The organism is Serratia sp. CY29653 (genome assembly GCF_052169255.1).
Classification (GTDB): Bacteria; Pseudomonadota; Gammaproteobacteria; order Enterobacterales; family Enterobacteriaceae; genus Serratia; species Serratia sarumanii.
This window is the reverse complement of the sequence record NZ_JBJNLC010000008.1, coordinates 35,402-47,696: the sequence shown is the minus strand read 5'-3', so window position 1 is coordinate 47,696 and position 12,295 is coordinate 35,402. Positions and strand designations below refer to the sequence as shown.

At 59.2% G+C, this 12,295-nt stretch carries 15 protein-coding genes; 8 read left to right on the top strand and 7 right to left on the bottom strand.

Features of this window, described 5'->3' with window-relative positions; all coding sequences use genetic code 11:
* Window positions 1–2: 2 nt before the first annotated feature.
* Window positions 3–1,103: a glycosyltransferase gene (locus tag ACJ8HN_RS23435; protein WP_033649738.1), complete on the top strand. Its 1,101-nt coding sequence runs from the start codon at window positions 3–5 to the stop codon at window positions 1,101–1,103.
* 44 nt (window positions 1,104–1,147) lie between these two features.
* Here the strand turns inward: ACJ8HN_RS23435 and ACJ8HN_RS23430 are convergent, their stop codons facing one another.
* Window positions 1,148–2,161 (bottom strand): glycosyltransferase family 9 protein, encoded by a 1,014-nt coding sequence (locus ACJ8HN_RS23430; protein ID WP_060439582.1) that lies wholly within the window; start codon window positions 2,159–2,161, stop codon window positions 1,148–1,150.
* A gap of 125 nt (window positions 2,162–2,286) precedes the next feature.
* On the opposite strand from ACJ8HN_RS23430, the gene waaA reads away from it, so the two are divergent.
* The 3 genes from waaA to coaD are packed head-to-tail and all read left to right on the top strand — an operon-like array spanning window position 2,287 to window position 4,827.
* The gene (gene waaA / locus ACJ8HN_RS23425) at window positions 2,287–3,564 is read left to right on the top strand and encodes a lipid IV(A) 3-deoxy-D-manno-octulosonic acid transferase (protein WP_049234130.1); all 1,278 of its coding nucleotides are present in this window, start codon (window positions 2,287–2,289) and stop codon (window positions 3,562–3,564) included.
* Window positions 3,565–4,338 (top strand): glycosyltransferase family 2 protein, encoded by a 774-nt coding sequence (locus ACJ8HN_RS23420; protein ID WP_039569548.1) that lies wholly within the window; start codon window positions 3,565–3,567, stop codon window positions 4,336–4,338.
* Between the two features lie 3 nt (window positions 4,339–4,341).
* Entirely contained in the window at window positions 4,342–4,827 is a 486-nt protein-coding gene (coaD, locus tag ACJ8HN_RS23415; RefSeq protein WP_442524025.1) for a pantetheine-phosphate adenylyltransferase, read from the top strand.
* A gap of 3 nt (window positions 4,828–4,830) precedes the next feature.
* Here coaD and mutM read toward each other — a convergent pair whose 3' ends face one another.
* From mutM to radC, 4 genes are all read right to left on the bottom strand, one after another.
* Window positions 4,831–5,646, bottom strand: coding sequence for a bifunctional DNA-formamidopyrimidine glycosylase/DNA-(apurinic or apyrimidinic site) lyase (gene mutM / locus ACJ8HN_RS23410; RefSeq protein WP_033649742.1), 816 nt, complete (start codon window positions 5,644–5,646; stop codon window positions 4,831–4,833).
* 81 nt (window positions 5,647–5,727) lie between these two features.
* Complete coding sequence (rpmG, locus tag ACJ8HN_RS23405; protein ID WP_002442576.1) at window positions 5,728–5,895, bottom strand: 50S ribosomal protein L33; 168 nt, start codon at window positions 5,893–5,895, stop codon at window positions 5,728–5,730.
* A gap of 11 nt (window positions 5,896–5,906) precedes the next feature.
* Window positions 5,907–6,143 carry a 50S ribosomal protein L28 gene (gene rpmB / locus ACJ8HN_RS23400; RefSeq protein WP_004931195.1) on the bottom strand — a complete coding sequence of 79 codons (237 nt, stop codon included), beginning with the start codon at window positions 6,141–6,143 and terminating at the stop codon, window positions 5,907–5,909.
* A gap of 262 nt (window positions 6,144–6,405) precedes the next feature.
* A complete protein-coding gene (gene radC, locus ACJ8HN_RS23395) occupies window positions 6,406–7,089 on the bottom strand; it encodes a RadC family protein (RefSeq protein WP_033654522.1) in 684 nt (227 codons plus the stop codon).
* A 183-nt stretch (window positions 7,090–7,272) separates the two neighbouring features.
* Here radC and coaBC point away from each other — a divergent pair, with 183 nt between their 5' ends.
* The 3 genes from coaBC to slmA all read left to right on the top strand — a co-directional run bounded on the left by coaBC (window position 7,273) and on the right by slmA (window position 9,774).
* On the top strand, window positions 7,273–8,490 hold the full coding sequence (gene coaBC / locus ACJ8HN_RS23390; protein WP_164096530.1) for a bifunctional phosphopantothenoylcysteine decarboxylase/phosphopantothenate--cysteine ligase CoaBC: 1,218 nt from the start codon (window positions 7,273–7,275) through the stop codon (window positions 8,488–8,490).
* Window positions 8,468–8,926: a dUTP diphosphatase gene (gene dut / locus ACJ8HN_RS23385; RefSeq protein ID WP_049212145.1), complete on the top strand. Its 459-nt coding sequence runs from the start codon at window positions 8,468–8,470 to the stop codon at window positions 8,924–8,926. Before coaBC ends, dut begins: the two co-directional genes overlap by 23 nt.
* Window positions 8,927–9,177: 251 nt before the next feature.
* The gene (gene slmA / locus ACJ8HN_RS23380; protein ID WP_004931203.1) at window positions 9,178–9,774 is read left to right on the top strand and encodes a nucleoid occlusion factor SlmA; all 597 of its coding nucleotides are present in this window, start codon (window positions 9,178–9,180) and stop codon (window positions 9,772–9,774) included.
* 31 nt (window positions 9,775–9,805) lie between these two features.
* Here the strand turns inward: slmA and pyrE are convergent, their stop codons facing one another.
* Window positions 9,806–10,447 carry an orotate phosphoribosyltransferase gene (pyrE, locus tag ACJ8HN_RS23375; RefSeq protein ID WP_004931204.1) on the bottom strand — a complete coding sequence of 214 codons (642 nt, stop codon included), beginning with the start codon at window positions 10,445–10,447 and terminating at the stop codon, window positions 9,806–9,808.
* A 96-nt stretch (window positions 10,448–10,543) separates the two neighbouring features.
* Window positions 10,544–11,260, bottom strand: a complete 717-nt coding sequence (gene rph / locus ACJ8HN_RS23370; RefSeq protein ID WP_025160305.1) for a ribonuclease PH — start codon at window positions 11,258–11,260, stop codon at window positions 10,544–10,546.
* A 126-nt stretch (window positions 11,261–11,386) separates the two neighbouring features.
* Between rph and ACJ8HN_RS23365 the strand changes: the two genes are divergently transcribed.
* Window positions 11,387–12,250 carry a YicC/YloC family endoribonuclease gene (locus tag ACJ8HN_RS23365; protein WP_015379441.1) on the top strand — a complete coding sequence of 288 codons (864 nt, stop codon included), beginning with the start codon at window positions 11,387–11,389 and terminating at the stop codon, window positions 12,248–12,250.
* Window positions 12,251–12,295: the final 45 nt, after the last annotated feature.

Here is a 12,295-nt window from a genome sequence, read left to right as displayed (position 1 = left end):
CTATGCGTATTCTGATGATCATCGACGGCCTGCCGGGAGGCGGCGCGGAAAAAGTGGTGCTGACCCTGTGCCAGGGCATGCAGCAACAGGGGCATGACGTCAGTCTGATCTCGCTGCGCGACGTCTGCAATTACCCTATCCCGCCGGGCATTGATTATCAGGTGGTGGCCGATCGCAGCCGCGCCCCCTGGCGCAAGCTGACCGAGCTGTCGCGCCGCGCCGGCGCGCTGGATCGGGCGATAGCCGAACACGAGCGCCAACACGGCGCGTTCGATCTGGTGTTCTCCAACCTGCATAAAACCGATCGCATCGTCAGCCGCAGCAAGCGGTTGGCCGCGGATCGCCTGTGGTTCTGCATTCACGGCATTCTCTCCACCTCCTACCTCGGCCACCGCAAGGGCCTGGATCGCTGGCTGAAGCAACGCAAAATCGCCAACGTTTACCAGGGAAGAAACATCGTCGCCGTTTCACGGGCGGTCGGCGACGATCTGCAGCAGAACTTGCCGATCCGCCCGCGCCGGCTGGCGGTCATCAACAACCCGTTCGATATCGACGCCATCCAGCAACAGGCGGCGATGCCTTGCGAACTGGCCGGCCAGGACTATCTGGTGCACGTCGGCCGCTTTCACGCCACCAAGCGGCATGACCGCCTGCTGAAAGCCTATGCGCACTCCGGCATTCAGGCGCCGCTGGCCTTAATCGGCGCCGGGGACGACGCCAGAGTCGCCGAGGTCAAACGTCTGGCGACAGACCTGGGCATTGCAGAGCGCGTGCTGTTTCTCGGTTTCCAGGCTAATCCCTACCCGTTTATTCGCCATGCCTCGCTGCTGGTGCTCAGCTCCGACAGCGAAGGGTTTGGCAACGTGCTGGTAGAATCGCTGCTGTGCGGCACACCGGTGGTCAGCACTCGTTGTCCGGGTGGCCCTGCGGAAATTCTGGAAAAAGCCGGCATGGCTAACGCGCTGGCGGAATTAAACGAAGCGTCGCTGGCAGAAAAAATGGCGGAGATTTACGCCAATCCGCCGCAGATAAATCAACAGCAATTGCTGAGCTATGGGCTTGAGCCTATTTGCCGCCAATATCTGGAACTGGAAAGAAAATAATAAAGAATGAAATAAGGCAGGGGATGCCTGCCTTATTTTCTTCGCTAGCTGAGCGCCTGCATTTTCTGCCAAACCTCATCGACAGAAACATCCTCACAGTGCCCCGACTCACTTTGCAAAATATGATGACGGCCGGTCCATGGATGCCAGGAGGCTTTATCGGTATCGCCAAAGAACACTACCATGTCCTTATTCAACGCGGCGGCAAGATGCATCTGCCCACCGTCGCTGCACAGCACCCGGTCGCATAAATCAAACCCGCCCAACAGCTCACGCACCGACGCCGTCGGATAAAGCGCGACGCGTTCGTTTTGACACAGCGCCAGCAGCTGTTCGGCGCGCTGCTGGTCGCCGATGTCGTCCGGCGCCAGGGTGCCCTGCGGCGACCAGAAGATCAGCACGCCGGTGTGGGGATCGGCAACCAGACGGTTGATGATTTCGGCATAGCGTTCAACCGGCCAACGCCTTTTCGGGCTGCGGCTGCTGATATGCACGGCGCATACCCGTTCGACCGGCGGCAGACGCTCCTGCATCCGTTGCGCCGCCAATTGCCGCTCTTCAGGCGTCAGAAACACCCGCACCGGCGGGATCAGAATGGATTGATCGGTTATCGCCGATAAATAGCTGTAGGTATGTTCGACCTGATGTTGACCGTTGAAATCGTCCTTGCGGAACGGGCGATGAATATCTTTCGTGCCCAAATCAGCGCCGATGATATGGGTGGCGCCAGCCATTTTCGCTAAACGTAAACTGTATTTGCAAGGCACCGGGTTGGCCAGAATGACCGCATCGAATTTTATTTTGCGCAGCTTCAGGAAGATCATCAGACGCTCGAAATAAACGCCCAGCGTGGTCTCATTTTTCGCCTTGTGCTTGGCCTTTTTATAGACAAAGACTTTCTCGAGATGAGGGTTGTTTTTAACGACGTCCTGGCTGACTTTATTGATCAGCAGATAAACTTTTGCGTCCGGATAGGCAATTTTCACCCCTTCAATCAAGGGCGTGGTGCAAACAAGATCGCCGATGTTATCGCGGCGAATAATTAAAATATTCTTCATTCCGAGCCTGTCGGCGAAATCGCTCGCCGGTTGTCTGAAACTGACACCCAAGGTTACCAAATTAGCGCCTTTCCCTTCCAGTTATGGTACTATTCCGAATAACCCATATAAATGAAATTGATAGAATGTTGCTGCGTTTATATCAGGTACTACTCTACCTCATCCAACCCCTGATCTGGCTCCGCTTACTGCTGCGCAGCCGCAAAGCTCCAGCCTACCGTAAACGCTGGGCGGAACGCTATGGCTTCTGCGCCGGGAAAGTCGTGCCAGGCGGCATCATGCTGCATTCCGTCTCCGTCGGCGAAACGCTGGCGGCCATCCCGCTGGTGCGGGCGCTGCGCCATCGTTACCCCGCTTTGCCGATAACTGTGACCACAATGACCCCAACAGGTTCAGAACGCGTCCAGTCCGCTTTCGGCAAAGACGTGCATCATGTCTATCTGCCCTACGATCTGCCCAGCTCCATGAACCGCTTCCTCGATCAGGTGAATCCCAAGCTGGTGATCATCATGGAAACCGAGCTGTGGCCCAACCTGATCAACGCGCTGCATCAGCGGCAGATCCCCCTGGTGATCGCCAATGCGCGCCTGTCGGCCCGCTCCGCCGCCGGCTATAAGAAAATTGGCGGATTCATGCGCGATATGCTGCGCCGCATCACGCTGATCGCCGCCCAAAACCAGGAAGACGGCGATCGGTTTATCGAGCTGGGCCTGAAGCGCTCTCAGCTGGCCGTGACCGGCAGCCTGAAGTTCGATATCTCCGTCACCCCGGAGCTGGCCGCCCGCGCCGTTACGCTGCGCCGCCAATGGGCGCCGCGCCGCCCGGTGTGGATCGCCACCAGTACCCATGACGGGGAAGAAACCATCCTGCTGGAAGCGCACCGCAAACTGCTGGAAAAACACCCCGATCTGCTGCTGATCCTGGTGCCGCGTCACCCGGAGCGCTTTCCGACCGCCAAGGAGCTGGTGCAGAAAGCCGGCTTCAGCTACACCCTGCGCAGCAGCGGCGAAATCCCGTCCGGCAGCACCCAGGTGGTGATCGGCGATACCATGGGCGAGCTGATGCTGCTGTACGGCATCGCCGATCTGGCCTTTGTCGGCGGCAGCCTGGTGGAACGCGGCGGGCACAACCCGCTGGAAGCCGCCGCGCACGCCATCCCGGTGTTGATGGGCCCGCATACCTTCAACTTCAAAGACATCTGCGCCAAGCTTTCGCAGGCCGAAGGCCTGATCACCGTGACCGACGTGGATTCGCTGGTGAAGGAAGTGGAAACCCTGCTGACCGACGAAGACTACCGCCGCTACTACGGCCGCCATGCGGTGGAAGTGCTGTATCAGAATCAGGGAGCGTTGCAGCGCCTGCTGCAGCTGCTGGAACCGCACCTGCCGCCCCGGAGCCACTAAATGAGCAGCCGCAAAAGCCTGTCGGTGGTGATGATCGCCAAAAACGAAGCCGGGCTGTTGCCGGACTGTCTGCGTTCGGTCGAGTGGGCCGATGAAATCATCGTGCTGGACTCCGGCAGCGAGGACGACAGCGTCGCCATCGCCCAAAGCCTGGGCGCCAAAGTCTTCACGCACACCGACTGGCAAGGGTTCGGCAAGCAGCGTCAGCTGGCGCAAAGCTACGCCAGCCATGACTACGTTTTGATGATCGACGCCGACGAACGCGTCACGCCCGAGCTGCGGCAATCCATCGAACGGGTGTTGAACGCGCCGGACGACGGCGCCGTCTACAGCTGTGCGCGGCGCAATCTGTTCCTTGGCCGCTTCATGCGCCACAGCGGCTGGTATCCCGACCGCGTCAACCGCCTGTACGCCAACCGAAGCTATCGCTATAACGACGATCTGGTGCACGAATCGCTGAACATCGGCGGCGCCAAAGTGATCCCCCTCAGCGGCGATATGCTGCACCTGACCTGCCGCGATTTCTTCGCCTTCCAGCGCAAACAGCTGCGCTACGCCGAAGAGTGGGCGACGCAACGCCACCGGGCCGGCAAGCGTTGCGGCTACCTGTCTATCCTGACCCACACGCTCGGCGCCTTCGTCAAAACCTGGCTGCTGCGGGCCGGCTTCCTCGACGGTAAACAGGGGTTGCTGTTAGCGGTGGTCAACGCGCAATATACCTTCAATAAATATGCCGCATTATGGGCATTGGGCCGCAACTACTCAGAGAAGTGAATCATGACCAGCAAAGCCATCTATCCCGGGACCTTCGATCCCATGACCAACGGCCACCTGGATTTAGTGACGCGCGCGTCACTGATGTTCGATCACGTGATTCTGGCCATCGCCGCCAGCCCGAGCAAAAAGCCGCTGTTCAGCCTGGATGAGCGCGTGGCGTTGGCGATGCAGGTCACCTCGCATCTGGGCAATGTGGAAGTGCTGGGCTTCAGCGAGCTGATGGCGCACTTTGCCGCTCACCAAAATGCCAATATCCTGGTGCGCGGCCTGCGTGCGGTGTCTGATTTTGAATACGAATTGCAGCTGGCGAACATGAACCGCCATTTGATGCCGACGCTGGAAAGCGTGTTCCTGATGCCTTCCGAAGAGTGGTCGTTCATCTCCTCCTCACTGGTGAAGGAGGTCGCCCGTCACGGCGGCGATATCGCGCCTTTCCTGCCGGATGTGGTCACCCAGGCGCTGATGGCGAAGCTCGCCACCGAGTAATGCTCAGCGCTGGCAGCGGCGGCAAAAGAAGGTGCTGCGCTGCCCGTGCTTAGCGGATTCGATCGGCGTGCCGCACGCGCGGCAGGGTTCTCCCGCCCGCCCGTAAACCTGCAGTTCCTGCGCGAAATATCCCGGTTTGCCGTCAGACTGCAAAAAGTCGCGCAATGTCGTGCCGCCCTGCTCGATAGAGCGCTGCAACACCGCCTTGATGGTCTGCGCCAGCAGCGCCGCTTCGGCTTTGCTCAACGATCCCGCGGGACGATCGGGCAGGATCCCGGCGCTGAACAGGGATTCGCTGGCGTAAATATTGCCGACCCCGACCACCAGCTTGTTATCCATCAACCACGGTTTGATCAGAGTGCGCTTATTACGTGATTTTTCATACAGGTAGTCGCCGTTGAACGCTTCGCTCAGCGGCTCCGGCCCCAGATGCGCCAACACGCTGCTGGTCGCCAAATCTTCGCACCACAGCCAGGCGCCGAAACGGCGCGGATCGGTATAGCGCAGGATCATGCCGTTGCTGATCACCAGATCGACGTGGTCGTGTTTGCCGGCTTCGTCTTCGTTTTCCTCACGCAGCATGCGCAGGCTGCCCGACATGCCCAGGTGCACGATAATCCAACCGTTCTCCAGCTCGATCAGCAGGTATTTGGCCCGGCGCTGTACGCTGAGCACCGGCCGATCGCTCAGCGTCAGGATCTGCTCGGAAACCGGCCAGCGCAGGCGCGCGTTGCGCACCACCGCATACTGAATGCTGTGGCCGACAAGATAAGGCTCTATACCGCGTCTGCTCGTCTCAACTTCCGGTAATTCAGGCATCTGGCTTCCCCTCCGACGTTTTCTACCCTTTATAAAACAAAAAACCCGGCCAAGGCCGGGTTTTTCATTAATCCACTAAAATTATTTAATTTTAGCTTCTTTGTATACTACGTGCTGACGGACAACTGGATCGAATTTCTTCAGTTCCAATTTTTCCGGCTTAGTACGCTTGTTCTTCGTGGTGGTATAGAAGTGACCAGTACCAGCAGAAGAAACCAGCTTGATCTTCTCGCGAACACCTTTAGCCATGATTCAGTTCCTTAATACTTCTCACCACGGGCACGCAGATCGGCCAGAACCGTCTCAATACCCTTCTTATCGATAACACGCATACCTTTAGCAGATACACGCAGAGTTACAAAGCGCTTCTCAGCCTCAACCCAAAAACGGTGTGAGTGCAGGTTAGGCAGAAAACGGCGTTTGGTCGCGTTCATTGCGTGGGAACGGTTGTTACCGCTCACCGGGCGCTTGCCAGTAACTTGGCAGACTCGGGACATGTCTATTCTCCAAAAATCAAATCAGCTCGAGCTTCGTATAGGGTATGGCCGCCTCGTCAGGCTTTTAGAGCCCATCTCAGCAAACTTCATACTGAGGAGACTCTCGTCATCAGGTAGAAACCACACATCAGGTCAGAAACCTGCTGAGATAGGCTCTTGCGCCAAACCCAAGATTCTCAAAGGTGGCGTAGTATACGCTCTGAAGCGTAAGTGCTCAAGTCCCGAACAGCTAAAGATCCCACAAGGATCGCGAAAAAATCGCTTAAAGCCATCCGCGCTCGGCAAAAGAGACGCATTCACCCCGACCGATCACCAAATGATCAAGCACTCGGATCTCCAATAACTGACAGGCTTTCACCACCTGTTCCGTTATCAAGCGGTCGGCATGACTGGGTTCAGCCTTACCCGAAGGGTGATTATGCGCGAGAATCAGCGCGGCGGCATTAGCCTTCAACGCTTCGCGCACAATTTCTCTCGGGTAGACGACGACGCTGCTGATGGTACCAGCAAACATCTCCTGATGGCGAATAACCCGGTGCTGATTGTCTAAAAACAATACCAAAAAGACCTCCCGCTCGCGATGCGCCAGCAGGCTTTGCAGATAATGCTGGGTGACCCGCGGATTGAGCATGGCGTTTTCCTGCGACAAATGGCTGGAAAAGAAGCGCAGCGCCAGCTCGGCAATCGCCTGCAGCTGCGTATAGCTGGCGTCCCCCAGGCCTTTTTGGCTGCAAAAAGCCTGATGATCGGCCGACATCAGGTGATAAAGCGAGCCGAACCGGCGCAGCAGCTGCTCCGCCAGCTGCATCACGTGCACGCCGGGCAACCCGGTGCGCAAGAAAATGGCCAACAGCTCTGCGTCGGACAGCGCCGCCGCCCCCTGCATCAACAGCTTTTCACGCGGTGCCAGCGCGCCCGGCCAGCACGCCACAATCGAGTTGCTCATCGTGTTCCTCCCTGAAAGGGCTACAGCATGCCATGTGCCACCCGGCGCGTTCGACAGGTGTTTGATAACATTGCGAAGTGTTTCGCAAAGCACAATGTAACGCCCTGCAGCCATTGCGGAATCGCTCACCTGAACGGCGGATATGCTAAAATGGCGCATCTTTCGGCTTTCAATCGGACAATGATGATGACGGGACTTTCCGGCAAACATATTGTGCTTGGCATCAGCGGCGGCATCGCCGCCTACAAATGCCCAGAGCTGGTGCGCCGCCTGCGCGACAGGGGCGCGGAAGTGCGCGTGGTGATGACCCACGCCGCCAAGGCGTTCATTACGCCACTGACGCTGCAGGCCGTTTCCGGTTACCCGGTGTCCGACGATCTGTTGGATCCCGCCGCCGAAGCCGCCATGGGCCACATCGAACTCGGCAAGTGGGCGGATCTGGTTATTCTGGCGCCGGCGACCGCCGATCTGCTGGCGCGCGTGGCCGCCGGCATGGCCAACGATCTGCTGACCACCGTCTGCCTGGCGACCGATGCCCCCATCGCCGCCGCGCCCGCCATGAACCAGCAGATGTATCGCGCCGCCGCCACGCAGGCCAACCTGCAAACGCTGCAGGCGCGCGGCATGCTGCTTTGGGGGCCGGACAGCGGCAGCCAGGCCTGCGGCGACGTCGGCCCGGGCCGCATGTTGGATCCGCTGAACATCGTCGACCTGGCGAACGCGCATTTTTCCTCCCCGCAGGATCTGCAACATTTGCAGGTTATGATCACCGCCGGCCCGACGCGTGAAGCGCTGGATCCGGTGCGTTTCATCAGCAACCACAGCTCCGGCAAAATGGGCTTCGCCATCGCCCGCGCCGCCGCCGCCCGCGGCGCGCAGGTGACGCTGATCGCCGGGCCGGTCAGCCTGCCGACGCCGCCATCGGTCACCCGAGTGGACGTCACCAGCGCGCTGGAGATGGAGCAGGCGGTGCAACAGCGCGCCGCGCAACAGCAGATTTTCATCTCCTGCGCCGCCGTGGCCGACTACCGCCCCGAGCGGATCGCCGATGAAAAAATAAAAAAACAGGGTGATGAAATCATCCTCAAGATGGTAAAAAACCCCGACATCGTCGCCGGCGTGGCGGCGATGACCAAAAATCGACCGTTTGTCGTGGGGTTTGCCGCCGAAACCCAGAATGTGGAAGAATACGCGCGGCAAAAACTGGCGCGTAAGAAGCTGGATTTGATTTGCGCTAACGATGTATCGCTTGCAGAGCACGGGTTCAACAGCGACACCAATGCCCTGCACCTTTTTTGGCAGGATGGAGAGAAACGCCTGGCGCTGAGCGACAAGGCACTCCTTGGCCAACGTTTAATAGACGAGATAGTCAGCCGTTATGATGAAAAAAATCGACGTTAAGATCCTCGACCCGCGCATCGGTCAGGATTTCCCGCTACCGACCTACGCCACCCCGGGCTCCGCCGGTCTCGACCTGCGCGCCTGCCTGGACAGCGCGGTAGAGCTGGCGCCGGGTGAAACCACGCTGCTGCCTACCGGCCTCGCGATCCATATCGCCGACGCAAGCCTGGCGGCGGTGATCCTGCCGCGCTCAGGCCTGGGCCATAAGCACGGCGTCGTGCTGGGCAACCTGGTCGGCCTGATCGACTCCGATTATCAGGGCCAGCTGATGGTGTCCGTTTGGAACCGCGGCCAGAAGCACTTCACCATAGAGCCGGGTGAACGCATCGCGCAGATGGTCTTCGTGCCGGTAGTGCAGGCAGAATTCAACCTGGTGGAAGAATTCAACGGCAGCGAGCGCGGCGAAGGCGGCTTCGGCCACTCGGGGCGCCACTAAGCGCCACCCAAGGCACGAGGGCCGGCAGGGAAACGTCGCCTGAACCTTGCCTTTCCGGGGAGAAGGATGTTCTCTGCGGCAAGGTTTTACCGCGACAATTGCAGCGCACACCAGGCAGCGCGGAAAGGGCCGTTAAGGCCGCTGACCCCAGCATCGTAAAAAAGCTATCACATAAGCCGCACAGAGCCTGCTCTGCAGCGGCCGGTGCGCGGGTTTCCGTCAGTTAAGTTTTAGCAAGGGTCTAATCAGACATGGCAGAAAAAGAAAAGACGAAAAGGAATCGGCGCGAGGAAATATTGCAGGCGTTAGCCCAGATGCTGGAGTCCAGCGACGGCAGCCAACGCATCACCACCGCCAAGCTCGCCGCGAACGTGGGTGTTTCTGAAGCTGCGCTGTACCGGCATTTCCCCAGCAAGACACGGATGTTCGACAGCCTGATCGAGTTTATCGAAGACAGCCTGATCACCCGCATCAACCTGATCTTGCAGGACGAGAAAGAGACGTTTAATCGTCTGCGCCTGATTTTACTGCTGATTCTGGGCTTTGCGGAACGCAACCCGGGGCTGACGCGCATCATGACCGGCCACGCGCTGATGTTTGAACAGGATCGCCTGCAGGGCCGCATCAACCAGCTGTTCGAACGCATCGAGGCGCAGCTGCGACAGGTGCTGAAAGAGCGCAAATTGCGCGAAGGCAAAGGCTTTATCGTCGATGAAACGCTGCTGGCCAGCCAGCTGCTGGCCTTCTGCGAAGGCATGTTGTCGCGCTATGTGCGTTCGGAATTCCGCTATCGCCCAACGCAGGAATTCGACGCCCGCTGGCCGCTGTTGGCGGCCCAGCTGCAATAAAGATAACGCCGGGCATGCCCGGCGTTTTTACTTACACCCCGTACTGCTCGCGGTAAGCGCGCACCGCCGCCAGGTGGTCCGCCATTTCCGGCTTCTCTTCCAGATAGGCGATCAGGTCCTTCAGCGTCACGATCGAAATCACCTTGCAGTGATAGTCGCGTTCCACTTCCTGAATGGCGGAGATATCCGCGCGGCCGCGTTCCTGACGGTCGAGGGAGATCAGCACGCCCGCCAGCGAAGCGCCGCTGGCGCCGATGATTTCCATCGACTCGCGGATCGCGGTGCCGGCGGTGATCACATCATCCACCAACATCACGCGCCCCTGCAGCGGGCTGCCTACCAGCGAACCGCCTTCGCCGTGGGTCTTGGCTTCCTTGCGGTTAAAGCAGTAAGGCACGTCGCGCTCATGGTGTTCCGCCAACGCCACCGCCGTAGTGGTGGCGATAGGAATGCCTTTATAGGCCGGGCCAAACAGCAGGTCGAAATCGATGCCGGAGTCCATCAGAGCTTCGGCGTAGAAGCGCCCCAACAGCGCAAGATCGCGCCCGGTATTAAACAGGCCGGCGTTGAAGAAATACGGGCTGGTGCGGCCGGATTTCAGGGTGAACTCGCCGAATTTCAATACCTGCTTGTTAAGCGCGAACTCGATAAACTGGCGCTGATAGGCTTTCATTACTGCTTCTCCTCGTCTGAATCTGCTTAGGTCTTGTTATTACTGCCGCCCGATCGCCGGGCATAAAAAAGGCGACTTCTCAGTCGCCTTAAAAAATCAGTCCGCCAGCGCCGCTTTCTGCGCCTGGAAGATGGTTTCGATGCCCCCTCGGGCCAGCGCCAATAGCGCCAACAGCTCATCGTGGCTGAACGGCTCGCCTTCGGCGGTGCCCTGCACCTCAATCATGCGGCCATCTTCCATCATCACCACGTTCATGTCGGTTTCCGCCGCGGAATCCTCCACATACTCCAGATCGCACAGCGCTTCGCCATTGACGATGCCGACGGAAACCGCCGCCACCATGCCCTTCATCGGGTTGGCTTTCAGCTTGCCGTTGGCCACCAGCGTGTTCAACGCATCGGCCAGCGCCACGCAGGCGCCGGAGATCGAGGCAGTTCGGGTACCGCCGTCGGCCTGCAGTACATCGCAGTCGAGGGTGATGGTGAATTCACCGAGCTTTTTCAGGTCTACCGCGGCGCGCAGCGAGCGGGCGATCAGGCGCTGGATCTCCAGCGTGCGGCCACCCTGTTTGCCTTTGGCGGCTTCACGAGCGTTGCGGCTGTGGGTGGAGCGCGGCAGCATGCCGTACTCGGCGGTGATCCAACCTTGCCCCTGGCCTTTCAGGAAGCGCGGAACGCCCTCTTCTACCGTGGCGGTGCACAAGACTTTGGTATCGCCAAACTCAACCAGCACTGAACCTTCAGCGTGTTTGGTATAGTGACGGGTCAGTGTCAGGGGGCGAACTTGCTGTGGTGCTCTGCCTGCAGGACGCATGGGCTCTCTCCGGCTTCAAATCAACTATTGGCTGCGCATTATACGGGCTTCGTGACGTAATGCCTATCCTGCCCGCAGCCGCGACGCTATAATCGCCCCATCTTTTCCTATTACGGGTACGCATCAATGATCCGCAGCATGACCGCCTACGCCCGGCGTGAAATCAAGGGTGAATGGGGCAGCGCAGCCTGGGAGCTGCGTTCCGTTAACCAGCGCTACTTAGAAACCTACATCCGCCTGCCGGAACAATTCCGCAGCCTGGAGCCGGTGATCCGTGAACGTATCCGTGGCCGCCTGACCCGCGGCAAAGTCGAATGCAACCTGCGTTTCGAGCTGGATCCAAGCGCGCAAAGCTCGCTGATCCTGAACGAAAAACTGGCCAAACAGCTGGTCGAAGCCGCCAACTGGGTGAAAATGCAGAGCGACGAAGGTGAAATCAACCCGATCGACGTGCTGCGCTGGCCGGGCGTGATGTCCGCGCAGGAGCAGGATCTGGACGCCATCAGCGCCGAGCTGATGCAGGCGCTGGACGGCGCGCTGGATGACTTCATCGTCGCACGCGAAAGCGAAGGTGCCGCGCTGAAAACGCTGATCGAACAGCGCCTCGACGGCGTCAGCGCCGAAGTGGTCAAAGTGCGCGCCCAGATGCCGAACATCCTGCAATGGCAGCGCGAGCGCCTGGTCAGCAAGTTGGAAGAGGCACAGGTACAGCTGGAAAACACCCGCCTGGAGCAAGAGCTGGTGCTGATGGCGCAGCGCATCGACGTCGCCGAAGAGCTGGACCGTCTGGAAGCGCACGTGAAAGAGACGCACAACATCCTGAAGAAGAAAGAAGCCGTCGGCCGCCGCCTCGACTTTATGATGCAGGAGTTCAACCGCGAATCGAACACCCTGGCCTCCAAGTCGATCAATGCCGACGTCACCGCTTCCGCCATCGAGCTGAAAGTGCTGATCGAGCAAATGCGCGAGCAGATCCAGAACATCGAGTGATCCTGCCCCGCATGCCATCAAGCCCGCGCCAAGCGGGCTTTTTTC

Excerpts from the sequence above, each read along its gene's own strand:
- ACJ8HN_RS23435 (WP_033649738.1), top strand. The coding sequence starts at position 3 with ATGCGTATTCTGATGATCATCGACGGCCTGCCGGGAGGCGGCGCGGAA.
- ACJ8HN_RS23430 (WP_060439582.1), bottom strand. The coding sequence starts at position 2,161 with ATGAAGAATATTTTAATTATTCGCCGCGATAACATCGGCGATCTTGTT.
- waaA (WP_049234130.1), top strand. The coding sequence starts at position 2,287 with ATGTTGCTGCGTTTATATCAGGTACTACTCTACCTCATCCAACCCCTG.
- ACJ8HN_RS23420 (WP_039569548.1), top strand. The coding sequence starts at position 3,565 with ATGAGCAGCCGCAAAAGCCTGTCGGTGGTGATGATCGCCAAAAACGAA.
- coaD (WP_442524025.1), top strand. The coding sequence starts at position 4,342 with ATGACCAGCAAAGCCATCTATCCCGGGACCTTCGATCCCATGACCAAC.
- mutM (WP_033649742.1), bottom strand. The coding sequence starts at position 5,646 with ATGCCTGAATTACCGGAAGTTGAGACGAGCAGACGCGGTATAGAGCCT.
- rpmG (WP_002442576.1), bottom strand. The coding sequence starts at position 5,895 with ATGGCTAAAGGTGTTCGCGAGAAGATCAAGCTGGTTTCTTCTGCTGGT.
- rpmB (WP_004931195.1), bottom strand. The coding sequence starts at position 6,143 with ATGTCCCGAGTCTGCCAAGTTACTGGCAAGCGCCCGGTGAGCGGTAAC.
- radC (WP_033654522.1), bottom strand. The coding sequence starts at position 7,089 with ATGAGCAACTCGATTGTGGCGTGCTGGCCGGGCGCGCTGGCACCGCGT.
- coaBC (WP_164096530.1), top strand. The coding sequence starts at position 7,273 with ATGATGACGGGACTTTCCGGCAAACATATTGTGCTTGGCATCAGCGGC.
- dut (WP_049212145.1), top strand. The coding sequence starts at position 8,468 with ATGATGAAAAAAATCGACGTTAAGATCCTCGACCCGCGCATCGGTCAG.
- slmA (WP_004931203.1), top strand. The coding sequence starts at position 9,178 with ATGGCAGAAAAAGAAAAGACGAAAAGGAATCGGCGCGAGGAAATATTG.
- pyrE (WP_004931204.1), bottom strand. The coding sequence starts at position 10,447 with ATGAAAGCCTATCAGCGCCAGTTTATCGAGTTCGCGCTTAACAAGCAG.
- rph (WP_025160305.1), bottom strand. The coding sequence starts at position 11,260 with ATGCGTCCTGCAGGCAGAGCACCACAGCAAGTTCGCCCCCTGACACTG.
- ACJ8HN_RS23365 (WP_015379441.1), top strand. The coding sequence starts at position 11,387 with ATGATCCGCAGCATGACCGCCTACGCCCGGCGTGAAATCAAGGGTGAA.